Genomic DNA, 24,666 nt, shown 5'->3' with positions numbered 1-24,666 from the left:
CCTCACGTCAGCAGCAGCGCCATGCCCGGATCGCCCTTCTGCATCGCGCGCTGATAGGCCGGGCGCGCCGCGATGCGGCCGAGATAATTCCTGATGTTGGGGCGGTGGCCGAGATCGTAGGGCAGGAAATAGCGCATCGTCGTCAGCGAGAAGCCGATCATGATATCGGCCGTCGTGAACACCTCGCCCGCAAGATATGTCGCGTCGCGCACCCGTGCCTCGATCAGATCGAATGAGCGGTCGACCCGCGCCCGGGTCGCAGCCAGCACCGGATTGTCGGCGGCGAGGTTGAGCCGATTCAGGATCATGCTGCGGCCCATCTGCGCCTGCAGCGTGCCGTTGGCGAAGTGAAACCAGTACAGGAACTGCGCGAAGTCGGGATGGTCCGATGTCGGCGTCAGCCGTCCATTGCCATATTTGGCGACGATGTATTCGACGACCGCGCCGGATTCGGCCAGCACCAGCGCGCCGTCGGTGATGACGGGCGCGGCGCCGATCGGGTGCAGCGCCTTGTAGTCGGCCGGCGCGAGCATCGTGACCGGATCGCGCGTGGTGCACTTCAGCTCGTACGGGATCGCAAGCTCCTCACACAGCCAGACGATCCGCTCCGATTGCGACTTGCCGAGATGGTGAACGGTGAGCATGCGTGCTCCTTAGCTAAGCGTCCTCTTTCTTCTTCGCAGGCTTCTTGGCCGGCGGCGGCTCTTCCATCGCCTTCTTCATGGCGCGGGCATAGGCGTCGGCGGCGTTCTCCGCCGAATTCTGCAATCGCTTGGCGGTCGCGGTCGCGTTCAGGATCGTGCTCTTTGCCAGGAAGCGGAAGCGCGCCTTGGTCTCCTTGTCCTTGGCCTTGGCGGCGCGCGCGACCCAGACGGCCTGGCGCTTCTTGGCAGCCGCCATCACGGCCTTGGTCTGCGCTCTTGCGGTTTGCCGGATGACGGCGTCGAGGTCGGCTTCGGCCATTCAGATACACTCATTGACTGGACGTACGCCGGGTGGGCGCACGGTGGGAGGAGGGGGAACTACCACTAGCGTAACCCGCGCCGTTTGAACATGCGATCCTTGGCGTTGCCCCCGAGGCCGCGGCCCGGCGGATGGTTGCGCGCTCTCTATCCAGGCAAGGCGTATGGCTTCGACTTTGCGGACAACGGTCCAATGACCGCCGATGCAGTTAACCGTGTCGCCGGTTTCTGCCAGGTTCGTCTGAACGCGGCCTGAGTCTCAGTCCGCGGACGGACCCGGCGGCACCTTGGCGCCGGCGAGCAGTCCGGCCAATTCAACCTGTCGGCCGAGCCCGGTCTTCGCCAGCACGGCCTTGAGCTGGTTGCGCACCGTTTCGCGGGAGATGCCGAATGCGCCGGCGATGGCCTCGACGGTGCGTCCCTCGCCGATGCCGCGCGCGACGCGGGCCTCGGCCGGCGTCAGGTCGAACAGGCCTTGCAGCACTTCCGCGGTAGGCACTTCTGCCGGCACCACCGGCGTCACGATCACGATCGCCAGCGCGCGATCGAACAGGTCGCGCGCTGCGCCCTGGATCGGGACCAGATGCACGATCAGCGGCGGGCGATCGTCCTGTGCCGCGATCGGGACCGAGCGGACCTCGGCGCTGATGAGACCCTGATCGAGTGCCGCCACTGCCTGTGCGAACAGCGCGTCGGCGGCGGCTGCCGCCAGCGTCAGGCGATCGGTGCGATCCTGCATCACATCGGGCACCAGGCGGTCGAACAGCGGGTTGGCCGCCATCAGACGGCCGCCGCGCCGCAGCACCGCCGCGGGCAGTCCGAGCATCGCCAGCGACTCGGTTGCCGCCCGGGCGCGCTCCATCCCGAGCCGCGCCGACAGCAGCGCCGCCCGCGCCAGATGCGGGCGCAGCGCGTCGAGCTGCTCGATCGCTTCCCTCTCGATCGGTCCGTGCCGGTATTCGCGCTCGACGCTGTAGATCAGTACGTCGCCGCTCGGCACCGGGATCGCGGTGCCGGCACCCCATCCGAGCCCGCGCGGGCGGAAGAACTCGCGGATCTGGAAATCCTGCTGCACGTCCTCGGGGGTGTCGAACACGTCGATGTCGCGCAGGAAGCCGGCATGGTTGGCCGCCAGCAGGCGCGGCAACCGCCCGTTGCGCTCGTGCCAGCCGCCCTCGACATAGGCAACCGTGTCGTCGTGCATGTCGGGGGATGCGACCCAGCGGACGTCGTGCGGGGCCGCCGTCAGCAGCACGATACCGCGGGCCCGCGCGATCCCGCCGACCTGATGCAGCACGTTCGGCCACAGCTCGGGGACGACCGCGGCCTCGTAGGCCAGGTCAATCAGATGCTCGTGCAGGTCGTTCGCCATCGGTCATTCCAGGAAATATTGCTGCCCAACAGATTAACCCCTCGACCGCGTAAGTATTGCGTAGAGCAATTCAGCCCAAGCCACGAGTCCGGGCTTTCCCGGTGCGCGTCAGCGCGCATCAAGGGGAATTGCGGCGTTTCGCCGGGCTCGTTCGGGATTTTCGCGCGGGCGCGGAGGGCCGTGCTCGTTTGGCTGCGACCCGGCGCGCGGCGGCCAGCGCGGCCTGCGCCCAGACGACGAGTTCGTCGGGCTCGTCAAACAGCCGTTCCGGCACCCGCCAGAAGGCGAGATCGATGGTCGCGCCCTGCTTGGCGTAGTTGAGCGGCGGGCTCGCCGCCGCCTCCTTGAAGGTCTCGCGGTTCTGATCGTCGACCCGCACGTAGAGTGTATTGTCGGTGACCATCCCGAGCATCACGCCGTCGCAGAACACGCCGGTTTTGCCGAACATGCGCCGCAGCGTGATGCGGCCGAGCGGCGCGAGTTGCTCGCGCAGGAATTCGGCAAAGGCAGGACTGGCAACCATTCCCGGTCTCGCAGGGCAATCAGGCCCGCGGAATGATGACTGGAACCTCAGCGTCCGACAACTGCCGTGACGCGATCCGGAGTCTGGGAAGGATATTACCTGGATGCTTGGGAGCGGGTGGATTGGTCGAATGGCGAGGCGTGCAGGAGCTCTCGGCCAGAGCTGTTGGGAGGACACCTCGGTGCCCTCCCGACATCGGCACTTGGTTGCAGCCGCAGCCGTGCGAGCGGCCGCCGCCTTGACGGTCAAGACCTGACGATCATCGCCGCGTGTGGCGAAATTGAACCTGCGAGACAGTCAGACATATTTCCGAAGCGTCTCGAAACGTATCCGGCATGAATTGCTGCGGCGCGAGGCTCGCCAGCGTCACACGTTTGCAACGCTGTGCGCGATCCTTCGACCATGAACATCCTTTAATTTGTATCCGCGCGACTTGTCGCGCCTGCTAAGCGGCGACATGCAGTCGAGCCTTCGCCGGCTCGGGGGAGGGCCGATGATCAGCCGCAGGGCGCTTTCCGGATTGTTGATGACGCTGGTCGGACCCTCGTCGGTCACCGGCAACACGCTGACGCTGAGTCATTGCCAGGGATCGTGCGCGAATGTCGATCTGCCGGCGCTGGGCTACGATACGTTCTGCCGGTCGTTCTTCGACATCGCGACCAGAGGAAAGCTGCGCGCAGTCGCCACCGGCCCGGACATTCGAAGGGAGATGCATTCGTTGTTCCGTGCGCGCCGGCTGTATCGGCCATCGCGCGACGAGATCCGGATTCTCTGGCGCGGCACGGCGGATGGATTCTCGGTCGTGAAGGTCGAGTTCGATCTGGAATGCGGCGTGCCGGTGCGTGGATGTCTCGGGATTCCCGACAGCGCGTTCAAGGGATTGATCCTGCTCGGCCATGGCATGGCGAGCACGCCGGAGCGGTGCTTCGATGATGCCGACAGGGACTATATGAACGCGCTCGGCAAGCAGCTTTGCCAGGACGGCTATGTCGTCTGGTGTCCCTACATCGTCCAGATCGGAAATCAGGAAAGCCAGAACAACATCGCCGCGATGCTGGCATCCCATGGCGTCTCCGCGCACAACGTGTCGTGCGCATCGATCGACGCCGGCGAGACCGTCTGCCGGAAGCTGACCGGCGCGTCCGGTCTGAATGTCGGCGTCTATGGGGTGTCCTCGGGCGCCTTCCTCGCGCTGCACCTGGAAGCCGCGACGGGGCGGATGCGGCCGACCATCGCCTCCGGATATATGCGTGACGAGAAGAAGTTTCTGATGTCGTCCGCCATCAGCAAGAACCTCGGCATTGAACTTGCGGCCTACATTCATTTCGCCAACAGCCGCGCCAAATACACCGGTGCAGAGCTGGCGTATCTGCTCCGTCCGTGTCCGCTGTTCGTCGAGATCGGCAACCGTGATGCTGCAAACGCGATCGAGCTCGGGCGGGACGAGAAGTTCGCGGAGATGCGATCCGTCTATGCATCATCGGCTCATCCGGATCTGATCGACATGGATGTCTTCGACGGCGTGCACGAGGCCAGCGGCAAGCGCGCAAGGCCATGGCTGTACGGCCATCTGGCGTCGCCCGCCTATCAAGAGACGTCGCGCTTGAAGAACGCCATCGCGTTGTGAGCGGCACGGGCCGTTGCGTCCGCTTTCAAGACGCCGTCATACAGGCGCCACGTCTGACTTCGACCATACATAGCTCGAAGCGCCTGTTGCCGGGATCAGCGAAGCAGGCGATCGGGTTACAGGATTGTCGGATTGGTCGCGTTGTGATCTCCTGTCATGCATCTTGCCCATCCTGACCCTCCCGGTCTGAGGGAACTCGACGTCATATCCGTCTCGTAGAGCTTGTTGGTAGCCGAAGGGTTGGACAGCATGAGTGGTACGGAACGAATGCTCGGTGGATTGGCAGGGCTTCTGGTATCGGCGGGATTGGCGGCACTCGGGATGTCGGCGGCCCATGCTCAGGCGGGGCCGCCCGGACCTCCTGCCGTGGGCGTGTTCGAGGCGGTGAAGCGGCCGGTCACCGAGACCAGTGAATTCCTGGGACGCATCGAGGCCCCCAACCGTGTCAACGTGGTGGCGCGCGTCACGGCGTTTCTTGAGAAGCGGAACTTCGTCGAGGGCGCCGAGGTCAAGGCCGGCGACCTCTTGTATCAACTCGAGCGCGGTCCGTTCGAGGCCGACCTGGCATCGAAGAAGGCGCAAGTCGCCCAGTTGCAGGCGACGCTGGTCAACGCCAAGCTGACCACCGATCGGGCCAAGGCCTTGATGGGCGGACCGGCCGGCCAGCAATCGAACGTCGACGCGGCGGTCGCCAACCAGCAGAGCCTCGAGGCGCAGGTGCAGGCCGCGCAGGCGCAGGTCGACTTGTCCCAGATCAATCTCGACTACACTGTGATCCGCTCGCCGATCGACGGCCGGATCGGACGCACCGCCGTCACCGAGGGCAATGTCGTGACGCCGAGCTCGGGAACCCTGACGACCATCGTCAGCCAGGACCCGATGTATGTCACGTTCCCCGTACCGGTGCGCGAGGCGCTCGATCTGCGCGAACGCTATGCGACGCGCGGTGGCTTCAAGGCCGTCGTGATCCGGGTGCGCCTGACGGATGGCCGGCTCTACGATCAGGTCGGCGAGCTGAACTTCGTCAACAACACGATCACTCAGAACACCGACACCATCTCGTTGCGCGGTACTATCCCCAACCCGTCGACGTACACATCGGTCGCAGCCGGCGGTGCGGTCCGCGAACTGACCGACAATGAGTTCGTGACCGTGCTGCTGGAGGGCGTGCAGCCGGTCGAGGTGTTGGCGATCCCGCGCTCGGCGGTGCTGTCGGACCAGCAGGGCGAATATGTCTATGTCGTCGGCGCGGACAACAAGGCCGAGCAAAAGAGGATCCAGCTGGGGCAATCGACATCGACGATCGCCGCGGTGACGAGCGGCATCGCGCTTGGCGACAAGGTCGTGGTCGAGGGATTGCAGAAAGTCAGGCCGGGCGAGGTGGTTGCGCCAGGACCCGCCAGCGCGCTGATCCAGTCCAGCATGAAGGTTTCTGCAGACGGCAGCGCTGGCAGCACGCCGAAAGCAACGGGCAACAACCCATGATTTCCGCTGTCTTCGTCGATCGTCCGCGGCTTGCGATCGTCATCGCGTTCGTGATCACGATCGCGGGCGCGCTGGCGCTGATGCAAATCCCGGTCGCCCAGTTTCCTGACATCGTGCCGCCGCAAGTCACGGTCTCGGCCGTATTCCCCGGCGCTTCAGCCGAAGTCGTCGAATCGAGCGTCGCCCAGCCGCTGGAAGCGCAGGTCGTCGGCGTCGACAAGATGCTCTACATGAAGTCGACCAGCGGCAATGACGGCAGCTATACGCTGACGGTCTCGTTCGCGCTCGGCACCGACCCCGATATCAACACCGTCAACGTCAACAACCGGGTGCAGAGCGCGCTCGCGCAATTGCCGACCGAGGTGCAGGCGCAGGGCCTGACCGTGCAGAAGAAATCCTCGGCCGTGCTGCAGTTCATCGTGCTCTACAGCAAGAGCGGCGAGCAGGATCCGCTGTTCATTACCAACTACGCGATCATCAACGTTCTGGATGCGATCTCGCGCACGCCCGGCGTCGGACAGGCCTCGCTGTTCGCCAAGCTGAACTATTCGATGCGGATCTGGTTCGACACCCAGCGCCTGACCAGCCTCAATTTGGCGCCGTCGGACGTGATCGCCGCGATCCGCGCCCAAAGCGTGCAGGCGCCGGTCGGCCGCATCGGCGCGCGCCCGATCAGCGACGACCAGCAGTTCCAGTTCAACGTGCAGACCCAGGGCCGCCTGACGACATCCAAGCAGTTCGGCGACATCGTGCTGCGGGCCAATCCCGACGGCTCGGTGCTGCGGATCAGGGACGTCGCAACCGTCGAGATCGGCGCGCAGAACTCGGACTCGGAGTCGCGGATCGACGGCAATCCCGGCGTACCGATGGGCATCTATCTTGCGCCCGGCGCCAACGCCGTGACCACGGCCAAGGCCGTGCAGGCCACGCTTGCGAAGTTGTCGGAGCGGTTCCCGCCGGGGCTGACCTACCTCGTGCAGTACGACTCCACGACCTTCGTCTCCGATACGATCAAGGAAGTGATGAAGACGCTCGGCGAGGCCTTCGTGCTCGTCGTGATCGTGGTGTTCCTGTTCCTCGGCAATCTGCGCGCCACGGTGATCCCGGCGGTCGCGGTTCCGGTCAGCCTGATCGGCGCCTTCGCGGTGCTGCTGGCACTCGGCTATTCCGCCAACACGGTTTCGCTGCTGGCGATGGTGCTTGCGATCGGCATCGTGGTCGACGACGCCATCGTCGTGGTCGAGAACGTCGAGCGCGTCATGGAGGAGGAGCCGGAGCTGTCGCCGGCGGATGCCACCAAGAAGGCGATGGAGCAGATCACGGCGCCGATCATCGCGATCTCGCTGGTGCTGCTCTCGGTGTTCGTGCCGATCGCGTTCATTCCCGGCATCTCAGGCACGCTGTTCCGCCAGTTCGCGGTGACGATCAGCGCCGCGATGGTGATCTCGGCGCTGAACGCGCTGACATTGTCGCCGGCGTTGTGCGCCGTGTTCCTGCGTCACGGCGGGCCGCGCCGCGGCATCATGGGACGGGTGCTCGACGGTATCGACTGGGTCCGCGACGGCTATGCCGGCATCGTGCAGCGGCTGGTCCGCGTGGCGGTGTTGTCACTGGTTGCGGTGCTGGTGTTTGCCGGCGCAGTGTTCGGCGTGTCGAAGATCACGCCGACCGGCTTCTTGCCCGAGGAAGACCAGGGCGCGTTCTTCATCGCGGTGCAGCTGCCTGACGGCGCTTCGGTGGCGCGCACCAGCGAGGTCACCAAGCAGGTTGAAGCGATCCTGAAGAAGAACCCGGCGGTCGACCACGTGCTGTCGATCATCGGCTTCTCGCTGCTCGACGGCGCCAGCGAGCCCAATTCGACATTCATGGTGGCGCGCATGAAGGCGTTCGCCGACCGCAAGGCCGTCACCGACTCGGTGCAGGCCGCGATCCGGCAGACCTTCATCGCGGGATCGCAGATCCGTTCAGCCTCGGTGCTGCCGTTCAACCTGCCGCCGATCATCGGGCTCTCGACCTCCGGCGGCTTCGAATATCAGCTCGAGGCGCTGGAGGGGCAGGATCCGGCATCGCTCAGCAGCGTGATGGGCGGGTTGATCGGCGCTGCGAACCGCAATCCAAATCTGGCCCGCGTGTTCTCGACCTTCACCGCGACCAACCCGTCGGTCTTTCTCGATATCGACCGCACCAAGGCGCAGGCGCTCGGCCTCAACATGGCCGACGTGTTCACCGCGCTGCAGGCCACGCTCGGCGGCATCTATGTCAACAATTTCAACCTGTTTGGCCGCACCTGGCAGGTCAACGTGCAGGGCGATGCGGCCAACCGGCGCGACATCCCCGACATCTGGCAGATCTATGTGCGCAACACCGGCGGCGAGATGGTGCCGATCCGCTCGATCGCAAGCCTGCGCATCGTGACCGGCCCGCAGGTGATCACGCGCTACAACAATTATCGCTCGGTAACGGTGAACGGCAGCCCGGCGGCGGGCGTGTCCTCGGGCACCGCGATCGCGACGATGGCCGACCTGTCCAAGACGACGCTGCCTTCCGGCTATTCCTATGAATGGACCGGCACCGCCTATCAGGAGCAGGCGGCATCCGGCCAGACCGGCATCATCCTCGCGCTCGCGGTGCTGTTTGCCTATCTGTTCCTGGTGGCGCTGTATGAGAGCTGGACGATCCCGATTCCCGTGCTGCTATCGGTCACGGTCGGCGTGCTGGGCTCCTATCTCGGCATCAAGCTCGCAGGTCTCAACCTCGATCTGTACGGCCAGATCGGCCTCGTGGTGCTGATCGCGCTCGCCGCCAAGAACGGCATCCTGATCGTCGAATTCGCCAAGGAGCAGCGCGAGGCCGGCCGGCCGATCGCGGAGGCCGCGACAATGGGCGCGCAGATGCGTTTCCGTGCCGTCATGATGACCTCGATCGCCTTCATCCTCGGCCTGGTGCCGCTGGTGGTCGCGACCGGAGCCGCGGAAATCAGCCGCCGTGCGGTCGGCACCGCGGTGTTCGGCGGCATGCTGGCCGCCAGCTCGATCGGCATCTTCCTGGTGCCGATGCTGTTCGTCACCTTCCAGGGCTGGCGCGAGGGTGTGAAGAGCCGCTTCGGTCGTCGCGGCAAGACGGAACAGCCGACGTCGCATTAGCGCATGATCCGGAAGGATCATGCGTGAACAACGAGCTAATCTGCGATGACGATCCAGCGTAACCCCATCGGGCATTAGCGGCGCGGGTCAGGCGGGGCTATACTGCCCGCTTGATCGATGGAGTTCCGGATTGAGCGTTGCCTTTACCAAGGAAGAAAGTGCCGAGACCGCGTCCGAAACGCTGTTGCCGGACCGCCCCATATCGCCGCATCCCAATCTGGTGACCGAGGCAGGACGGAAAGCACTGGAGCGCCAGCTCCTGGAGGCGCGCGAGGCCTACAAGGCCGCGCAGCAGCTGGATGACGTCAACGAACGGCGACGGCAGTCGGCGGTGCCGTTGCGCGACACACGCTATCTCACGGAAAGGCTCCGCACCGCGCAGGTCGTCCCCGACCCCGCCTCGACCGAAACCGTTGCCTTCGGCAGCACCGTGACGTTCAGCCGCGCCGATGGCCGCGTGCAGACCTACCGTATCGTCGGCGAGGACGAAGCCGATCCCAAGGCCGGCTCGATCTCGTTTGTGTCGCCGGTGGCGAGATCGTTAATGGGGAAAGCCGTGGGCGACGTCGCAGGCTCGGGCGCCCAGGAGCTGGAGATCGTCGCGATCGCCTAGAGCATTTTCGGTTCTGATCGAATCAGAACCGAAGCTCTCAAGTCTTGTCTTGACGCGTTTTCTTTACGCGAACCGGTGTCCATTTCGCTCGACGACGCGCTAGCGCAACCAACGAACTCAAGCGCGATGATGATTCAACTCAATCTTGTCGCGCGGTCGTTGCAGACGGTGATCGTTAGTCGGTCGAGATGAAGCGCAGTGTGCCTGCGCGACGCGTCGGCCTGCCGGTGTCGTTGGTATGATTTACGCCGTCCATCACAGGTACTTCCGGGAAATCGAACGGGCTTACCCCGTCGAGGCAAGCTACGTTGACGGCATAGAGACTCTGGTCGGATCGCCGTTGATGATGCGTGTATATTCCGCAGCGAGAGCAGAAGAAGTGCTGCGCTGATCCGGTATGGAAGCGGTAGGTCGTCAACACGTCCTCACCTTGCAGGAACTTGATCCCGCCCATTTCTGCCATGGCAACGACGGCGCCGCGCATTCGGCAATAGGAACAGGTGCAGCGGCGAATCGAATTGAAGTCGTCGCTGAGCATCACCTCGAAACGCACCGCGCCACAGTGGCACTGGCCCGCTCGTACCTTCATGTCGTCCACCATGCTGCCCGTGTCTCCCGTTCAGAGTGAACGTATCTCTCGGTTGCGAGCCGGACAATCTTCAAGAACTCGCCCATGGTGTGAGAAAAACTAACGTAGAGCGGATCGCTGCTCCAATCACGCCGCCGGCAGGGCAAGCCGCTCGATCGTCTGAATATGCCGCGCGAGCAGGCTGCAGGCCTGCTCGATGTTGCGCGCGCGCAGCGCCTGTAGGATCACGCGATGATCCTGGCTCGGCCGCGGTCGCCAGCCGGCGTTGCGCGCCATCGCAAACACCAACCGTGAATTTGCGAGCTGCAATCCGTCGAGGCTGGCGAGCAGCCGCGGCATCGCGCAAGGCGCCACCAGCGCGTAATGAAAGGCGCGATTGGCCAGTTCGAATTCCTGAACCGTCTCGGCATTGTCGCCTTCGATCAGCGCGACCTCGATCCGTGCCAGATGGGCGGATGTGTACCTGGGAGCGGCATTGCGCAACGCCACCACCTCGAGCGCGGCGCGCATCTCGGCGATCTCCTTCACCGACTTGGTGTCGAGCGGAGCAACCCGCACCCCACGACGGGGCACCGCAACGACGAGATGTTGCGCCTCCAATTGCCTGAAGGCCTCGCGCACCGGGACATGGCTGGAATGGAATTCCCGCGCGACATGGTCCTGCCGGAGCGGCGCATCCGGCGGCAATGCGCCGCCGATGATCCGTTCGCCGATCGCCTCGGCAATGCGCCCGGCGGTCGTCATGTTCTCGCCTTCGCTGCTCATAGATTATCTATCGCAAAAAGGAGTGCGCTCTTGTTTGGCCTCGGCTAGCATCATTCTAAGTCCAATATCATAGATAATATACAGAATTATCTATGATCTGCACAAGCAAGAAGGCAAGCCCGATGGTTGATGTCGTTGAGATCGAACGGACCGAAAGCCACAACAGCGCACCGCTGCGCAAGAACTGGGAGCGTGCCGAGGCCGAGGCGCTCTATAACCTGCCGTTCGCGGACCTGATGTTTCAGGCGCAAGGCATCCACCGCGCCAATTTCAATCCGAACCACGTCGAAACCGCGAGCCTGCTCAGCATCAAGACCGGCGGCTGTCCGGAAGACTGCGGCTACTGCTCGCAAAGCGCCCATTACGACACCGGCCTGAAGGCCACCCGCCTGATGCCGCGGGACGAGGTTGTTGCGGTCGCGCAGCGCGCCAAGGATGCCGGCGCAACCCGCTTCTGCATGGCCGCCGCCTGGCGCAGCCCCAAGGACCGCGATCTCGATCAGGTCTGCGACATGGTCAGTGCGGTCAAGGGTCTCGGCATGGAAACCTGCGTCACGCTCGGCATGCTGACGCCTGACCAGGCCGGACGCCTCTCCGATGCCGGACTCGATTTCTACAACCACAACGTCGATACCTCGCCGGAGTATTACGACAAGATCATCACCACCCGCACCTTGCAGGACCGCGTCGATACGCTTGCGCATGTGCGCGACGCCGGCATCAAGGTCTGCTGCGGCGGCATTATCGGCATGGGTGAACAGGTCGAAGACCGGCTCGGCATGCTGATGCTGCTCGCCAATCTCCCCAGCCATCCGGAGAGTGTGCCGATCAATCTGTGGAACGAGGTGAAGGGCGTGCCGGTCAACGACACCGCCGAGCGGCCCGATCCGATCGCGCTGGTGCGGCTGGTTGCCACGGCACGGATCATGATGCCGAACAGCGTGGTGCGGCTGTCGGCCGGACGGCAATACATGACCGATGAGCTGCAGGCGATGTGCTTCCTCGCCGGCGCCAATTCGATCTTCATCGGCGACGTGCTGCTGACCACCAAGAACCCGCAGCGGGATCGCGATGCCGATCTGCTGGATCGGCTCGGCATCACATCCCGTCTCGCCTGACCGTAATCTCCGGCACGCGCGTGGCGTCGTTCGGCACGCGACCAACCACCATCCTGAGAGTGAATCATGAGCGCAATCCAGGCGGCCAAGGCCGCTGATTACGCCGCGGCCTTGCACGCCCTGAGCAAGGACGATCGGTTGCGCGGTCTCAAGCCGCGCGCGGGCATCGATTTCGTATCGAACGACTATCTGGCGCTCGCGAGCGCGCCGCGCATCAAGCGGGCCGTTTCGGCCGCGATCGAGGCCGGCACGCCGATCGGCGCCGGCGGGTCGCGGCTGTTGCGCGGCAATTGCGAGGAGCACGAGAGGCTGGAAGCCGAGGCCGCCGCGTTCTTCCGCGCCGAGACCGCGCTGTTCTTCGGCGGCGGCTATGTCGCCAACTTCGCCGTGCTGACGACGCTGCCGCAGCGCGGCGATCTGCTCGTGCTCGATGCGCTGGTGCACGCCAGCATCCACGAAGGCGCGCGGGCCGGCCGCGCCGAGTTCCGGTTCAGCGCGCACAATGACCCTGGGTCGGTCGAGGGCACTATCCGCGGCTGGCGCGCCGAGGGCGGAATGGGCCGGGTCTGGATCGTGGTCGAGAGCGTCTACAGCATGGACGGCGACGTTGCGCCGCTCGACGACCTCATAGCCCTCGTCGAACGGCACGACGCGTTCCTGATGGTGGACGAAGCGCACGGCACCGGCGTCTACGGCGAACAGGGGCGCGGGCTGACGGCGCCCTATGAAGGGCGCGAGAATCTCGTGATCGTTCATACCTGCGGCAAGGCGCTGGGCGCCGCAGGCGCGCTGGTCACGGCGTCCACCGTGCTGCGCGACTTCATGGTCAATCGGTCCCGCCCGTTCATCTTCGCCACCGCGCCGTCGCCGCTCGTGGCCGTCGCCGTGCGTGAGGCGCTGCTGATCCTGCAGCAGGAGCCCGAGCGCCAGCAGCGCCTTGCTGAACTGGTTGCGTTCACCCATCGCGAGCTCGATCTGCGCGGCTGGCGCAGTCCGTCGCGTTCGCAGATCGTGCCCTATATCGTCGGCGACAATGCGCGCGCGATGCGGCTTGCCTCTGCGCTGCAGGCGCGCGGCTTCGACGTCAGAGGCATCAGACCGCCGACCGTGCCGGCGGGCACCGCGCGGCTGCGCATTGCGCTGACCCTTAATGTCGACGAGGACGACGTGCGTGCACTGCTCGATGCGCTCGTCGCGGAGACGCAGGGTTGGTCGCAATGACCAGCCGCATCGTGGTGACCGGCACCGATACCGGGATCGGAAAGACGATCTTCTCCGCCGGCCTCGCGGGTTTCCTCGGTGCGAGCTACTGGAAGCCAGTTCAGTCCGGTCTTGAGGAAGAGACCGATGCGCAACTGGTGGCGCGGCTTGCGGGTGTTGCGGCCGATCGCATCGTGCCGGAGCGCTATCGCCTTCGGACGCCGGCGTCGCCGCATCAATCTGCGGGGATCGACGGCGTGCGCATCGAGCCTGACGCGCTCGACGTGCCCGATATCGCCGGCCGGCCGCTGGTGATCGAGGGCGCCGGCGGGCTGATGGTGCCGCTGAACGGCGACACGCTCTTTATCGACATGTTCGCGCGATGGCGGCTTCCGGTGGTGCTCTGCGCCCGCACCGCGCTCGGCACCATCAATCATTCGCTGTTGTCGGTCGAGGCGCTGCGCAAGCGCAACATCGACATTCTCGGGATCGCCTTCATCGGTGAAAGCAATCCCGAGAGCGAGCGTGCCATCTGCGAAATCGGGCAGGTCCGCCGGCTGGGCCGGTTGCCCTGGCTGCCTCGGCTCGCCGCAGACACGCTGCAAACGGCTTTCAACGCCTCGTTCCGGCGCGACGATTTCAACCCATGACATCAACTCGGAAATCGTCGATCTGGCACCCCTTCACCCAGCACGCGCTGCACGACCGGATGACCAGGATCGTGCGCGGGGAGGGCGCCTATCTCTACACCGCGGATGATCGCCGCATCATCGATGCGATCTCATCCTGGTGGGTCGTGACCCACGGCCATTGCCACCCGCATATCGTGCGCGCGATCCAGAACCAGGCGGAACAGCTCAACCAGATCATCTTTGCCGGCCATACCCATGATCCGGCCGAAGAGGTTGCCGCGCAGCTGCTGACGCTTGCGCCGCGCGGCCTGGAGTATGTGTTCTTCTCCGACTCCGGCTCGACCAGCGTGGAAGTGGCGCTGAAGATGGCGCTCGGCTACTGGCACAATATCGGCGTGCCGCGCACGCGGATCATCGTGATGCAGCACTCCTACCACGGCGACACCGTGGGGACGATGTCGGTCGGCGCACGCGGCGTCTTCAACAAGGCCTACGAGCCGCTGCTGTTCGACGTCGAATCGATCCCGTTTCCGGCTGCAGGTTGCGAGCAGGCGACACTCGATGCGCTCGAAACTGCATGCAAGACGGAAACCGCGGCTGCCTTCATCGTCGAGCCGCTGATCCTCGGCGCGGGCGGGATGCTGATGTATCCGCCCTCGGTGCTGAAGGAGATGAACCGGATCTGCGAAGCCCATGATGTGCTGTTCATTGCCGATGAGGTGATGACTGGCTGGGGCCGCACCGGCACATTGTTCGCGTGCGAGCAGGCCGAGGTCACGCCGGACATCGCCTGCTATTCGAAGGGTCTCACCGGCGGATCGCTGCCGCTCGCGGTGACGCTCTGCCGTGCTGAGATCTACGACGCGCATTATTCCAGCGATCGTTCGCGGATGTTCTTCCACTCCAGTTCTTATACGGCAAACCCGGTCGCCTGCGCTGCGGCAAGGGCAAACCTCGAGCTCTGGCAACATGGCGCGGGCGAGCGCGCCACATCGCTCCCCGCGATGCAGGAGTGTCTGATCGCACCATTCCGCGCCGACGCCCGCTTCGAGAACGTCCGCCGCACCGGCACCATCACCGCGCTTGACCTGAAGGCAAGCGATGCCGGTTATCTCGCCGGCATAGGTCCCAGACTTCAGGCCTTCTTCGCGCGTCGAAACCTGCTGCTGCGGCCGCTCGGCAACACGATCTACGTCATGCCGCCTTACTGTGTGACGGAGGCGGACCTCAAGGAAATCTACGCCGCGATCGGGGATGCGGCCGACGAACTGGTCTGACGTCGCGCCTCGCGTGCCTCTGTGCAGCGATGGGTTTGATACGAAATCGGCGTGCCCTTGCAGGCACGCCGATGAACTGGATCGTCAGTGCTTGTGTGGCGCCGGATGCGGCCTCGCAGCAGGATGCGGTCGTGGCGCAGGATGGGGCCGAGGTGCCGGCCGTGACACATGCGGCGGTGGCGCACGCCGGGGCGGCGGCGGAGGACGGTGCACGGCCGGCCGCGCGACGTGCGGCGCCGGCGGATGCACGACCGCACGTGGCGGCGGTGGTGCATGCTGTGCGAATTGCGGCCTCGGAGCATGCACCGCCGGCGCGGCGACATGCGGCGCCGGTGCAGGATGTTGGCCGGCGCCGGGCAGAGCATGCCCTGTCGGCGGCGCGTGGGCTGCTACCGGCAGAGCGTGTCCCGCAGGCAGGGCATGTCCTGCTGGCGGTGTGTGTACTGGCGGCAGCGCGCTTCCGTTCGGTAGAGCATGTGCCGCCGGCAAAGCGCTTCCTGTCGGCAATGCGTGTCCTGGCGGCAGGGCGTTTCCCGTCGGCAGAGCGTGGCCGGTCGCGGGCTGCGCATGCCGGGGCGGCGGCGCCGCGATTGGCTTGCCTGGATGCGCGGCGATCACGCCGGCGCCGCTGAACCGTGCCGCGTGCGCGGTCGCGGCGATCGCCGGACGACCGTGATTGTTGGCAAGCGTCAGCGCCGGATCCTTCATCGCCGCTTCCGCGTGCCGCGTCTGCTCGCCGGTCGCGGCCACATGGTGCTCGCTCGCGGCAGCGAGCTGCTGCGGCGTCGGTCTCACCGTGGTGCCACCGGTGCCGCCGTTGTAACTGACATTGGTCGTGTTGTTGATGACGGTCTTGCTGTAGACGTTGGTGACCGAGACATTCGTGATGTTGGTGACGGAGCGGTTGTAGAAGAAGCTGCCGCCGCGCCAATAGCCGCCGTCATAGCCGAGACCGGTGTAGCCGAAGCCGTATGCGATGCCGCCGTAGAAGCCGACGCTCGCTCCCCAATATCCGGCGTGGAAGCCGTAGGCGCCATCGTTCCAGCCCCAGTAGCCGGGCGTCCATAGCAATTCAGGCGCGGGCGGCAGCACCCACGTGCCGGGCACCCAGTAGTAACCGATATCGTCGCTCCACGCCCAATAGCCGGGAGTCCAGATGTAGCCATCGCCTGGGATCGGCGGCTGCTCGTACACCGGCAACGGCGGCGGTGCCGCATCGACGGTGATGCTGATGGCGAGCTGCGCGCGCGCTGGCGTAGGTGGCGAAAGACAGCAGAGGCTGAGAGCCAGGGCGAGAGGCAGTCCGGCGATGCGGCGCATGGCAGATACTCCAATCTTGCTTCCCCAGCTTCAGACTCGAATAGTCGCGCCGGCATGAACCCGTTGTGAATATGTGCGCTGACGTGCGATCACGTGATCGCGCGACGATGGGATCGTTAACGACGACAGATGCAAGTCAGCTCGGTGTCAGGATGGAACGCGAGCGTGCGCTCGCGCCGGCTTCATCACTGCGCCAAATAGTCGAATTTTCGTTTTGAATTGGACGACGACCCCCTGCGCGTCATCAATCGATGATCGGAACATCCGGCTCGCATAAGGCCGGGCAGGGAGGTTTGGAATGGCGCGATCCGCCGACATCGACATCAACGCGGGCGCACGCCTCGACAGGCTGCCGATCTGTGGTTTCCACTGGCGTATCCTGGCCCTGATCGGCGCCGGCATGTTCCTCGATGCATTCGACATCTATCTGGCCGGCGGCGTGCTGGGCGCTGTGCTCAAGGAAGGCTGGTCCACGCTCGAGCTCAACGCGGCCTTCGTCTCCGCGACCTTCGTCGGCATGACGATCGGGGCCTGGTTCTCCGGCATCCTTGGCGACCGCTTCGGTCGCCGCTTCTCCTACCAGATGAACCTCGCGATCTTCGGTCTGGCGTCGATCGCGGCGGCCTTCGCACCCAGCATGACCGTCCTGATCGGCCTGCGTTTCATCATCGGCATCGGGCTCGGCGCGGAGATCGTGGTCGGCTACGCGACGTTGACCGAGTTCGTGCCGGCCGCTTCGCGCGGCCGCTGGATCGGACTGCTCGCCGTGATCACCAACTTCTCGCTGTTCGCATCGTCCATGATCGGCCTGTGGGTGATCCCGACGCTCGGATGGCGCTACATGTTCGCCCTCGTCGGCATCCTGGCGATGATCGTCTGGTTCTTGCGCAAGTCGATGCCGGAATCGCCGCGCTGGCTTGCCGCCAACGGACGCGCCGATGAGGCGGAGAAGATTCTATCGGCGATCGAAGCGGAAGCTACGCGCAAGGGAACGCTGGCTCCCGTCGCCGCGAGCGTGACGGCGCAAGAGCCTCCCGGTGCGGTCTGGCGCCTGTTCCAGCCGCCGTATCTCGCGCGCACGCTGCTCGGCAGCCTGCTGCACATCGTCGTCGGCTTCAGTCTCTACGGGTTCATCGGCTGGCTGCCGACCTTCATGGTCAAAGGCGGCCACAGCGTGGTCTCCTCGCTGGGCTACACCACCGTGATGGCGCTGGGCGGGCCGGTCGGATCGCTGATCGGGCTCGTGCTGGCGGACCGGCTCGGACGCCGGCTCTCGATCGTCTGCTCGTCGATTGCGGCCGCCGTGCTCGGCATCGCCTATCCGTACATGCCGGACGGTGCTGCGCTCGCGGGCATTGGCTTCCTGCTGGTCACCGCGATCTACGTCATGCTGGCGACCGGGTTCGCGATGCACGTCCCCGAACTGTTCCCGACGCGCTACCGGCTTCGCGGCACGGCGATCTGCGCCACGTCCGGACGCATCGCGACCGCGCTGGTGCAGTACGTCGTGGTCGCGATCTTCGCCTGGCAAGGCTTGACCGGCGTGCTGACGACGCTGGCCGGCATCCTCGTGTTCCAGGCGGTGGTGTTTCTTGTGTTCGGATTCGAGACCAAGGGACGCTCATTGGAGGACGCGTCGGCCGTCACCGACGCCGAGGCAGCAAGTCATTCGTCCATCGCGAGGAGGCCGGCGGACATCGGGGCCTAGCCCAGATCGGAGCATGCCGTCCTGAGGCGATCGCGGAGCCAGCCGTTGGCATTGCTCTGATCGTATCTGCGATGCCAGTACAACATCCAGTCGAACGGCGCTGACTCGAACGGCAGTTCTTCCATCCGCAGACCGTCGTCCATCAGCACGGCAGCGAGATGCCTCGGCATCACGGCGAGCAGATCGGCGCTCTTCAAGACATGAGGCACGACCAGCCAATGCGGCACATTCAGCGTGATGCGCCGTCGATGGCCGCGTTCGGCGAGCACATCGTCGACGAAGCGAAGATCGGTCGGGCTCATCGAGACCTTCATGTGCTCCTGCGCGATGAAGCGCTCGAAGGTCAGCCGCCCGCGCTTGATCGGGTGACCGCTCCGCATCAGGCAGACCATGCGGTCGCGCAGCAGCGTCTCGGAACGGATCGATGCGGAATGCTCGAGCCCCATGCTGACAGCGACGTCGATCTCGTCCCGCTCCAGCGCATCGATCGTGAGCGAAGGCGGCAGATGGATGATGTTGTAGGAGATCCGCGCGTCCGGCGGACGCGCCGCGGCAAGTCGCGGCAGCAGCAGACACGCAAGAATATCCGACATCCTGATCGTGAAGGCGCGTTCCGTTCGGCCTGGATCGAAGCCGGCATCGCTCGCCATCACCCGCTCGACCTGGCGCAGCACCTGGTGCAGCGGCTCCGCCAGTTCGGTGGCGCGGGGCGTGGGCTTCATCCCGCTTGTCGTCCGCACCAGAAGCTCGTCCTCGAACATCGCGCGCAGCCGGTTGAGCGCGTTGCTCATCGCAGGTTGACTGAGGCCGACGCGGTCGGCTGCCTTGGTGACATGACGCTCGGTCAGCAGTGCGTCCAGCGCGACGAGCAGATTGAGGTCGATGGATCGGAGGTTCATGTCGTCATTCATATCGTGAATAACGAGAGATCACAAATCCATTTCATTTATGGTGATGCGGCGCGTATCCATCGATCTGAACCAAGGAGGCACCAATGAATTCCGAGACGATCAAGCGCGAAGTGAAGATCTGCATGTTCGATCAGTACGGCACGGTCGTCGACATGCAGGGCGGCCTGACCAGGATCGCGACGCCGTTCCTTGCGAAGAAGGGCTGGAAGGGCGATCCGAATTCGTTCGTCACATGGTGGCGCCGCACCCATTTCGAGAATTCGATGATCGACGCGCTGCTGCATCGCGAGCACACGCCCTATCGCGAAATTGGCCATCGCGCGGTGTCCCACGTCATGGACCGCGCCAAGATCGACTACACGATGGACGAGGTGCGCTACCTCGTCGGCGAGATCGAGAAGCTGGTGCCGTTTCCGGAAGTGCCGGAAGCGCTGGCGCGGCTGCAAGCCAGATACAAACTGGTGGTGCTGTCGAACGGCGATCCGGACATGCTCGAGACCGCGAAGCAGTACCACAAGGTCCCGTTCGATCGCGTGATCTCGGTGGCGGAAGCCAATTCGTTCAAGCCGCATGTCGCGACCTATACGAAAGCGGCCGAGATCATGGGCGTGAAGCCTGCCGAGGTGCTGTTCGTGGCCAATCACGCCTTCGACTGCATCGGCGCCAAGTCCGCCGGCATGCGCACCGCCTTCATCGACCGGCGCAGCCGCCCGTTCGGCATCACGCCGCACCAGCCCGATATCCTGGTGCCGTCGATGAAGGACCTCGCGGATGCGATCGTCTGATCGCGAGCCGCTGTCGGGCATCAGGGTGCTAGATCTCTGCCGGGTGGTCTCCGGTCCCTTTGCCACGATGCAGCTCGGCGATCTCGGTGCCGACATCGTCAAGATCGAGGATCCCAGGCAGGGCGACGAAAGCCGCCGCTACGGGCCGCCCTTCGTCGGCGGCGAGAGCGCGTATTTCCTGTCGGTGAACCGCAACAAGCGTAGTTGCGCGATCGATCTGAAGTCGCCGGCGGGCCGCGACGCGGTGCTCGATCTCGCATCCGCGGCCGACGTCGTGATCGAGAATTTCCGCCCGGGCACGCTCGACAAATGGGGGCTCGGCTTCGACGCGCTGCGCGCCCGCAAGGGCGACATCATCCTGTGCAGCATCTCGGGATTCGGTCGCACCGGTACAGACGCATTGCGCCCCGGCTATGATCTGATCCTGCAGGGCGAATCCGGCGTGATGGACATCACCGGTGATCCCAAGGGGCCGCCGACCAAGGTCGGCACCTCGATCGCCGATCTCGTCACCGGCCTGTATGCGTCGCATTCGGTGCTCGCCGCGTTGATGCGGAAGAGCCGGACGGGCGAGGGCGGCCGGGTCGACGTCTCGATGCTCGACGCCATGGCGTCGCTGCTGACGTTCAACGCCGGCATGTACTTCGCGTCGGGACAAAGCCCCAAACGCCGGGGCAACGTCCATCCGACCATCAGCCCGTACGAACCGTTTGAGGCGAGTGACGGCTGGATCAATGTCGGGGTCGCGAACGACAAGTTCTGGGCGGCCTTTTGCGACGTCATCGGCCGTCCGGACCTGCGCGAAGATGCGCGTTTCGAAACCGCCCCGAAGCGCGCGGCGAGCCGCAACGAACTCTTCGCGATCCTCGCCCCGATCTTTGCCCGCAGGAGCCGCGCCGATTGGCTGCAGGCGCTCGCCGCGGCCGGCATTCCCTGCGGCGCGATCAAGTCGGTCGGCGAAGTCTGCGAGACGCCGCAACTCACACAGCGCGGCATGGTCCAGACCGTCAGCCATCCAGCGGCAGGGGGCGTCAAGTTCATCGCCCGGCCGACGCGGTTCGGCGACGAACCGCCGGCGCCTTCCACGCCGCCGCCGATGCTCGGCGAGCACACGCGCGAGGTGCTTGCGGAATGGCGCGGCTGGACCGACGATCGGCTCGAGAGATTCGCCCTCGAAGGCGCGTTCGGAGACTTTGGACGGACCTTGGTGCGATCGCCCATTTGAGTCGTCATGAGAGTGTCGTCATGAGAGATATCGCCGAGCAGATGATGCGCCGCGCCGTCGAAGACGAGCGGCAGGAATTCGGATCGTTCTTCCTGTCGCGCTTCTTCGGCCTCGATATCGTCTACCAAGGCGAGGCGTGCATCGTCTCCTTCGACGTCGAGAGGCCGCTGTTCAACCCGCAAGGCACGCTGCACGGCGGGGTTCTCGCGACCGCGCTCGACATCTCGATGGGGCATCTCGTCAACCACGTCGCGGGTGCCGGCACCACGCTCGAGATGAAGGTGCAATATCTCGCCGCGGTCCGCGAAGGGCGCGTGACCTGTCATGCGACCTTCCTGAAGCGCGGCCGCAAGACCTTCTTCGTGCAATCCCAGGCCTCCACCGCAGCCGGCGAGCCGATCGCGCACGCCACATCGACCTGGCAGCTGCTGAGCCGGAGCTGAGAAGCGCGGCCGGCTCGGGTCGGCCCGTTGTCTCGCTGCCAAAGCCGTGGGTATCGCGGCGGAGCAGACCCCTGACGCAAATCCCCGATGTCGTGAAAGCACGACCTGCTGAGGCTCGTTCCTTCGCACGAAACGGTCACGAGCGTTGCCAGGATCGTGATCCGGCTTCATACTCTGAAGCCGGAACTGCATCTCCACGGCGCGGCCGATGCGAAGATGCGAAGCGGCGATACCTCAAAAGCGGAAAGACGGCGATGCGGTTTCGTCTCGCATTTGCCCTTGTATCGATGGCGGCGCTGCTCGTTGATCCGATTGCCGCCATGTCGCAGGACATGTTGCGCGGCGTCGACCTCGAAAGTCCCGAGATGACGACGTCGGAGATGACACGCGCCGAAGTCGACGTGCTCCTCAAGGTCGCGCCTCAGGGGGACCGACGCGGCGCAGATTTGGAAGGAAAGCGGCTGTCGCACCTCGATCTCGCGGGCCTCGACTTCTCCGGCGGCAACCTTCATCTCGCAAAGCTCAACCGAACCAATTTGAAAGCAGCGCGCTTCGATCGGGCCATGCTGAACCAGGCTTGGCTCATCGACGCAGATCTGACGGGGGCGTCCCTCGTCAAGGCGACGCTGCTCGGCACGCAGATGCAGCGCGCCAAGCTTGGCGGCGCCGATTTGAGCGGCGCTCGCATCACCGCCGATCTATCCGGCGCCAGCCTGATCGGGGCCAAGCTCGCGGGCGCGGATTTGAGCGCCGATATGCGCAACCAATCGATGGGCCTGATGCGTGGCGTGCTCAAATCCGCCGATCTCCGGAATGCGGATCTGAGCGGCGCCAATCTCGCGCGCGCCGATCTCGAATTCGCGCAGTTGCAGAATGCCAATTTGGCGAACTGCAACCTCAACAAGGCTGACCTTGCGGGAGCAGATCTATCTGGCGCCAATCTCGCCGGCGCCGATTTCACCGGGACCGACCTTGCGTCGGCCGTCCTGCCGGGCGCGGCCGCCCTGGCAGAGGCCAGCAATCTGGACAAGGCCCGGAACCTGGACCTGGCACGGCGGCCAAATTAGGGATCGAATTGCGGCGCCCTGCTCGCTGCGCCTTGACCAAGGCGCAGCACGCATGCGGTCACGCCCGATCTGTCGTATAGTTGCGAGCGAGGGGGCTGCTGCCTTGCAAGGGAGGTCCTCCATGAAGGTCAAGGATGTGATGCACAAGGGCGTCGATTGGGTCAGCCCCGATACCCCGATCACTGAAATCGCGAAATTGATGCGAGGGCACGACGTCGGCTGCATTCCGGTCGGGCAAAACGATCGTCTGATCGGGATGGTGACGGATCGCGACCTCGTCTGCAAAGGTCTTGCGAGCAAGGACTTCAACTCTACGCGCACCACAGCGCGCGATGTGATGACCGAAGGAATCCACTGCTGCCGCGAAGACGACGATCTGGCGAAAGCGGTGCATCACATGGAGACGCTGAAGATCCGCAGGCTACCTGTCATCAACAAGAGCAAACGGATGGTCGGCATGGTCAGCCTGGGGGACGTAGGCCACTTTGCCGGTGCCGATCTGATGTCCCAATACATGAAGAGCGTGTCGGCTCATCATTGAGGCGAGGCCGGTCTGCTGAAACCCGGCAGATCGGCCGGCACCATGGCCGTACGACAAACCCGACAATGGAGTGGCGCACCCGACACGATTCGAACGTGTGACCTTTGCCTTCGGAGGGCAACGCTCTATCCAGCTGAGCTACGGGTGCGTACCGGCCACCATTTAGCTGATTGGCTCCGGGTCGGCAACGGCGTTGTCCGGCCGGTTAACGGCTGTAAACTGCCTACGCCAATATGACAGGCCTGCCGGAAACGGCCGTCTTTCGAGGGAGTTTGCCGATGCGTCCGCTGGAATTCGGCTGGTATCTGCCCACGCATGGCGACACCACGGCCTATGGGCTGATGGAAGCGCAAATCGCCGGGTCGCCGGAACTCTGCGAGCGCGTGGTCAAGGCAGCCGAGGACGCCGGGTTCGAATATCTCCTGATCCCGGTCGGCTCGGTGTGCTGGGAGGCCTGGATATCCGGCGCCTTCATGGCGGCGCGCTCGGCCCGGATCAAGCCGCTGATCGCAGCACGGCCCGGCTATATCAACCCGGTGCTGATGGCCAAGATGATCTCGACCTTCGACCAGATGTCGGGCGGGCGGATCTGCATCAATTTGATCGCCGGCCAGAACGAGAGCGAGGTCGAGGCCGAAGGCGTGCGCTACGCCAAGGAAGAACGCTACGCGCTGATGGAGGAGGAGGTCTCGATCCTGAAGGCGTTGTGGACCACGCGTGGTCCGGTGAATTTCCAGGGCAGGTTTCACACCATCTCGGGCGCACATATCCGCCCGCGTCCGCTGCAGCAGCCGTTTCCAAAATTCTATCTCGGCGGCGGCTCCCGGCAGGCCTGGGAGGTGTCGGCGAAGCATTCCGACGTCCATCTGTTCTGGGGCGATCTGCCGGAGCGCATCGCGGACAATATCGCCGAGATCAGGCGGATGGCGCGGGCGCATGACCGCGAGGACGCGATCGGCTTCGGCATGCGGCTGCAGGTGATCTGCCGCGAGAGCGAGGCGGACGCCTGGGAGGCCGCCGATCAGCTGGTGCGCCACGCCACCGAGCGGCAGAAGCAGGAGATGAAGACGCTCTACGTCCGCTCCGAGGCCAATCAGCGCGTGCAGCAGCTCGCGCGCGACTATGGCGATCTCCTGATGCCGCATCTGTGGACCGGGATCACCAAGGTGCGGCCCGGTGCCGGCATCGCGGTTGTCGGCAATCCCGAGCAATGTGCCGCGACCTTGCAGCAGTTCATCGACGCCGGCTGCCACTCGTTTTGCCTGTCCGGCTACCTGCACGACGAGGAGGCCGAGCGGTTCGGCCGCCTGATCCGTCCGATCCTCGTCGCGAATAACCGCGGGCGGCTCGCGGCGTGAGG

The 24,666-nt window shown here is 64.8% G+C and carries 23 protein-coding genes and 1 tRNA gene; 15 read left to right on the top strand and 9 right to left on the bottom strand.

The window, feature by feature from the left end; translation table 11 throughout:
• Positions 1-2: 2 nt before the first annotated feature.
• From ACE103_RS41680 to ACE103_RS41665, 4 genes are all read right to left on the bottom strand, one after another.
• Positions 3-644, bottom strand: a complete 642-nt coding sequence (locus ACE103_RS41680) for a glutathione S-transferase family protein (RefSeq protein ID WP_223971774.1) — start codon at positions 642-644, stop codon at positions 3-5.
• Between the two features lie 13 nt (positions 645-657).
• Positions 658-963 carry a hypothetical protein gene (locus ACE103_RS41675; RefSeq protein ID WP_223971777.1) on the bottom strand — a complete coding sequence of 102 codons (306 nt, stop codon included), beginning with the start codon at positions 961-963 and terminating at the stop codon, positions 658-660.
• Positions 964-1,221: 258 nt separating this feature from the next.
• The gene (locus tag ACE103_RS41670) at positions 1,222-2,334 is read right to left on the bottom strand and encodes a helix-turn-helix transcriptional regulator (RefSeq protein ID WP_223971779.1); all 1,113 of its coding nucleotides are present in this window, start codon (positions 2,332-2,334) and stop codon (positions 1,222-1,224) included.
• Between the two features lie 118 nt (positions 2,335-2,452).
• Positions 2,453-2,857 (bottom strand): TfoX/Sxy family protein, encoded by a 405-nt coding sequence (locus ACE103_RS41665; protein WP_223971781.1) that lies wholly within the window; start codon positions 2,855-2,857, stop codon positions 2,453-2,455.
• A 493-nt stretch (positions 2,858-3,350) separates the two neighbouring features.
• Here ACE103_RS41665 and ACE103_RS41660 point away from each other — a divergent pair, with 493 nt between their 5' ends.
• The 4 genes from ACE103_RS41660 to greA all read left to right on the top strand — a co-directional run bounded on the left by ACE103_RS41660 (position 3,351) and on the right by greA (position 9,725).
• On the top strand, positions 3,351-4,484 hold the full coding sequence (locus ACE103_RS41660; RefSeq protein WP_223971784.1) for a hypothetical protein: 1,134 nt from the start codon (positions 3,351-3,353) through the stop codon (positions 4,482-4,484).
• Positions 4,485-4,733: 249 nt separating this feature from the next.
• The gene (locus ACE103_RS41655; RefSeq protein WP_374708035.1) at positions 4,734-5,969 is read left to right on the top strand and encodes an efflux RND transporter periplasmic adaptor subunit; all 1,236 of its coding nucleotides are present in this window, start codon (positions 4,734-4,736) and stop codon (positions 5,967-5,969) included.
• Entirely contained in the window at positions 5,966-9,112 is a 3,147-nt protein-coding gene (locus ACE103_RS41650) for an efflux RND transporter permease subunit (RefSeq protein WP_375777674.1), read from the top strand. Before ACE103_RS41655 ends, ACE103_RS41650 begins: the two co-directional genes overlap by 4 nt.
• Positions 9,113-9,242: 130 nt before the next feature.
• Complete coding sequence (gene greA, locus ACE103_RS41645; RefSeq protein ID WP_375777673.1) at positions 9,243-9,725, top strand: transcription elongation factor GreA; 483 nt, start codon at positions 9,243-9,245, stop codon at positions 9,723-9,725.
• 175 nt (positions 9,726-9,900) lie between these two features.
• On the opposite strand, the gene ACE103_RS41640 is transcribed toward greA, so the two are convergent.
• Together ACE103_RS41640 and ACE103_RS41635 are read right to left on the bottom strand one after the other, a co-directional pair.
• Positions 9,901-10,326 (bottom strand): GFA family protein, encoded by a 426-nt coding sequence (locus ACE103_RS41640; RefSeq protein ID WP_223971789.1) that lies wholly within the window; start codon positions 10,324-10,326, stop codon positions 9,901-9,903.
• Positions 10,327-10,440: 114 nt separating this feature from the next.
• The gene (locus ACE103_RS41635; protein WP_375777672.1) at positions 10,441-11,079 is read right to left on the bottom strand and encodes a GntR family transcriptional regulator; all 639 of its coding nucleotides are present in this window, start codon (positions 11,077-11,079) and stop codon (positions 10,441-10,443) included.
• Between the two features lie 122 nt (positions 11,080-11,201).
• On the opposite strand from ACE103_RS41635, the gene bioB reads away from it, so the two are divergent.
• From bioB to ACE103_RS41615, 4 genes are all read left to right on the top strand, one after another.
• Positions 11,202-12,197: a biotin synthase BioB gene (gene bioB / locus ACE103_RS41630; RefSeq protein ID WP_375777671.1), complete on the top strand. Its 996-nt coding sequence runs from the start codon at positions 11,202-11,204 to the stop codon at positions 12,195-12,197.
• A gap of 66 nt (positions 12,198-12,263) precedes the next feature.
• A complete protein-coding gene (locus tag ACE103_RS41625; RefSeq protein WP_375777670.1) occupies positions 12,264-13,418 on the top strand; it encodes an 8-amino-7-oxononanoate synthase in 1,155 nt (384 codons plus the stop codon).
• Entirely contained in the window at positions 13,415-14,047 is a 633-nt protein-coding gene (gene bioD, locus ACE103_RS41620; RefSeq protein ID WP_375777669.1) for a dethiobiotin synthase, read from the top strand. The genes ACE103_RS41625 and bioD overlap by 4 nt, the downstream gene beginning before the upstream one ends.
• The gene (locus ACE103_RS41615) at positions 14,044-15,306 is read left to right on the top strand and encodes an adenosylmethionine--8-amino-7-oxononanoate transaminase (protein WP_375777668.1); all 1,263 of its coding nucleotides are present in this window, start codon (positions 14,044-14,046) and stop codon (positions 15,304-15,306) included. The genes bioD and ACE103_RS41615 overlap by 4 nt, the downstream gene beginning before the upstream one ends.
• 84 nt (positions 15,307-15,390) lie before the next feature.
• Here the strand turns inward: ACE103_RS41615 and ACE103_RS41610 are convergent, their stop codons facing one another.
• Positions 15,391-16,626, bottom strand: a complete 1,236-nt coding sequence (locus ACE103_RS41610) for a hypothetical protein (protein ID WP_375777667.1) — start codon at positions 16,624-16,626, stop codon at positions 15,391-15,393.
• Between the two features lie 298 nt (positions 16,627-16,924).
• Between ACE103_RS41610 and ACE103_RS41605 the strand changes: the two genes are divergently transcribed.
• Complete coding sequence (locus ACE103_RS41605; protein WP_375777666.1) at positions 16,925-18,334, top strand: MFS transporter; 1,410 nt, start codon at positions 16,925-16,927, stop codon at positions 18,332-18,334.
• Here the strand turns inward: ACE103_RS41605 and ACE103_RS41600 are convergent.
• The gene (locus ACE103_RS41600) at positions 18,331-19,233 is read right to left on the bottom strand and encodes a LysR family transcriptional regulator (RefSeq protein ID WP_375777665.1); all 903 of its coding nucleotides are present in this window, start codon (positions 19,231-19,233) and stop codon (positions 18,331-18,333) included. The two genes, ACE103_RS41605 and ACE103_RS41600, sit on opposite strands and share 4 nt — an antisense overlap.
• A 95-nt stretch (positions 19,234-19,328) precedes the next feature.
• Between ACE103_RS41600 and ACE103_RS41595 the strand changes: the two genes are divergently transcribed.
• The 5 genes from ACE103_RS41595 to ACE103_RS41575 all read left to right on the top strand — a co-directional run bounded on the left by ACE103_RS41595 (position 19,329) and on the right by ACE103_RS41575 (position 23,306).
• Positions 19,329-20,030, top strand: coding sequence for a haloacid dehalogenase type II (locus ACE103_RS41595; protein WP_375777664.1), 702 nt, complete (start codon positions 19,329-19,331; stop codon positions 20,028-20,030).
• A complete protein-coding gene (locus ACE103_RS41590) occupies positions 20,017-21,255 on the top strand; it encodes a CaiB/BaiF CoA transferase family protein (RefSeq protein ID WP_375777663.1) in 1,239 nt (412 codons plus the stop codon). Before ACE103_RS41595 ends, ACE103_RS41590 begins: the two co-directional genes overlap by 14 nt.
• A gap of 20 nt (positions 21,256-21,275) precedes the next feature.
• On the top strand, positions 21,276-21,698 hold the full coding sequence (locus ACE103_RS41585; protein WP_375777662.1) for a PaaI family thioesterase: 423 nt from the start codon (positions 21,276-21,278) through the stop codon (positions 21,696-21,698).
• A gap of 254 nt (positions 21,699-21,952) precedes the next feature.
• The gene (locus ACE103_RS41580; protein ID WP_375781293.1) at positions 21,953-22,765 is read left to right on the top strand and encodes a pentapeptide repeat-containing protein; all 813 of its coding nucleotides are present in this window, start codon (positions 21,953-21,955) and stop codon (positions 22,763-22,765) included.
• A 121-nt stretch (positions 22,766-22,886) separates the two neighbouring features.
• Positions 22,887-23,306, top strand: a complete 420-nt coding sequence (locus ACE103_RS41575; RefSeq protein WP_375777661.1) for a CBS domain-containing protein — start codon at positions 22,887-22,889, stop codon at positions 23,304-23,306.
• Positions 23,307-23,377: 71 nt separating this feature from the next.
• On the opposite strand, the gene ACE103_RS41570 is transcribed toward ACE103_RS41575, so the two are convergent.
• Positions 23,378-23,454: transfer RNA gene (locus ACE103_RS41570), tRNA-Arg, on the bottom strand.
• 130 nt (positions 23,455-23,584) lie between these two features.
• Here ACE103_RS41570 and ACE103_RS41565 point away from each other — a divergent pair.
• Positions 23,585-24,664, top strand: coding sequence for an LLM class flavin-dependent oxidoreductase (locus ACE103_RS41565; protein WP_375777660.1), 1,080 nt, complete (start codon positions 23,585-23,587; stop codon positions 24,662-24,664).
• Positions 24,665-24,666 lie beyond the last annotated feature (2 nt).

Origin of the sequence: Bradyrhizobium sp. ma5 (genome assembly GCF_042258955.1) — a bacterium.
Taxonomy (GTDB): Bacteria; Pseudomonadota; Alphaproteobacteria; order Rhizobiales; family Xanthobacteraceae; genus Bradyrhizobium.
This window is presented reverse-complemented; position numbering and strand designations above follow the sequence as displayed.

Bases quoted from the DNA above. Each gene is read 5' to 3' on its own strand.
- ACE103_RS41640 (WP_223971789.1), bottom strand. From the start codon at position 10,326: ATGGTGGACGACATGAAGGTACGAGCGGGCCAGTGCCACTGTGGCGCG.
- ACE103_RS41675 (WP_223971777.1), bottom strand. From the start codon at position 963: ATGGCCGAAGCCGACCTCGACGCCGTCATCCGGCAAACCGCAAGAGCG.
- ACE103_RS41610 (WP_375777667.1), bottom strand. From the start codon at position 16,626: ATGCGCCGCATCGCCGGACTGCCTCTCGCCCTGGCTCTCAGCCTCTGC.
- ACE103_RS41575 (WP_375777661.1), top strand. From the start codon at position 22,887: ATGAAGGTCAAGGATGTGATGCACAAGGGCGTCGATTGGGTCAGCCCC.
- ACE103_RS41565 (WP_375777660.1), top strand. From the start codon at position 23,585: ATGCGTCCGCTGGAATTCGGCTGGTATCTGCCCACGCATGGCGACACC.
- ACE103_RS41665 (WP_223971781.1), bottom strand. From the start codon at position 2,857: ATGGTTGCCAGTCCTGCCTTTGCCGAATTCCTGCGCGAGCAACTCGCG.
- ACE103_RS41590 (WP_375777663.1), top strand. From the start codon at position 20,017: ATGCGATCGTCTGATCGCGAGCCGCTGTCGGGCATCAGGGTGCTAGAT.
- ACE103_RS41635 (WP_375777672.1), bottom strand. From the start codon at position 11,079: ATGAGCAGCGAAGGCGAGAACATGACGACCGCCGGGCGCATTGCCGAG.
- ACE103_RS41670 (WP_223971779.1), bottom strand. From the start codon at position 2,334: ATGGCGAACGACCTGCACGAGCATCTGATTGACCTGGCCTACGAGGCC.
- ACE103_RS41605 (WP_375777666.1), top strand. From the start codon at position 16,925: ATGGCGCGATCCGCCGACATCGACATCAACGCGGGCGCACGCCTCGAC.
- ACE103_RS41660 (WP_223971784.1), top strand. From the start codon at position 3,351: ATGATCAGCCGCAGGGCGCTTTCCGGATTGTTGATGACGCTGGTCGGA.
- ACE103_RS41615 (WP_375777668.1), top strand. From the start codon at position 14,044: ATGACATCAACTCGGAAATCGTCGATCTGGCACCCCTTCACCCAGCAC.
- ACE103_RS41595 (WP_375777664.1), top strand. From the start codon at position 19,329: ATGAATTCCGAGACGATCAAGCGCGAAGTGAAGATCTGCATGTTCGAT.
- ACE103_RS41655 (WP_374708035.1), top strand. From the start codon at position 4,734: ATGAGTGGTACGGAACGAATGCTCGGTGGATTGGCAGGGCTTCTGGTA.
- ACE103_RS41625 (WP_375777670.1), top strand. From the start codon at position 12,264: ATGAGCGCAATCCAGGCGGCCAAGGCCGCTGATTACGCCGCGGCCTTG.
- bioD (WP_375777669.1), top strand. From the start codon at position 13,415: ATGACCAGCCGCATCGTGGTGACCGGCACCGATACCGGGATCGGAAAG.
- ACE103_RS41680 (WP_223971774.1), bottom strand. From the start codon at position 644: ATGCTCACCGTTCACCATCTCGGCAAGTCGCAATCGGAGCGGATCGTC.
- bioB (WP_375777671.1), top strand. From the start codon at position 11,202: ATGGTTGATGTCGTTGAGATCGAACGGACCGAAAGCCACAACAGCGCA.
- ACE103_RS41600 (WP_375777665.1), bottom strand. From the start codon at position 19,233: ATGAACCTCCGATCCATCGACCTCAATCTGCTCGTCGCGCTGGACGCA.
- ACE103_RS41580 (WP_375781293.1), top strand. From the start codon at position 21,953: ATGCGGTTTCGTCTCGCATTTGCCCTTGTATCGATGGCGGCGCTGCTC.
- ACE103_RS41585 (WP_375777662.1), top strand. From the start codon at position 21,276: ATGAGAGATATCGCCGAGCAGATGATGCGCCGCGCCGTCGAAGACGAG.
- ACE103_RS41650 (WP_375777674.1), top strand. From the start codon at position 5,966: ATGATTTCCGCTGTCTTCGTCGATCGTCCGCGGCTTGCGATCGTCATC.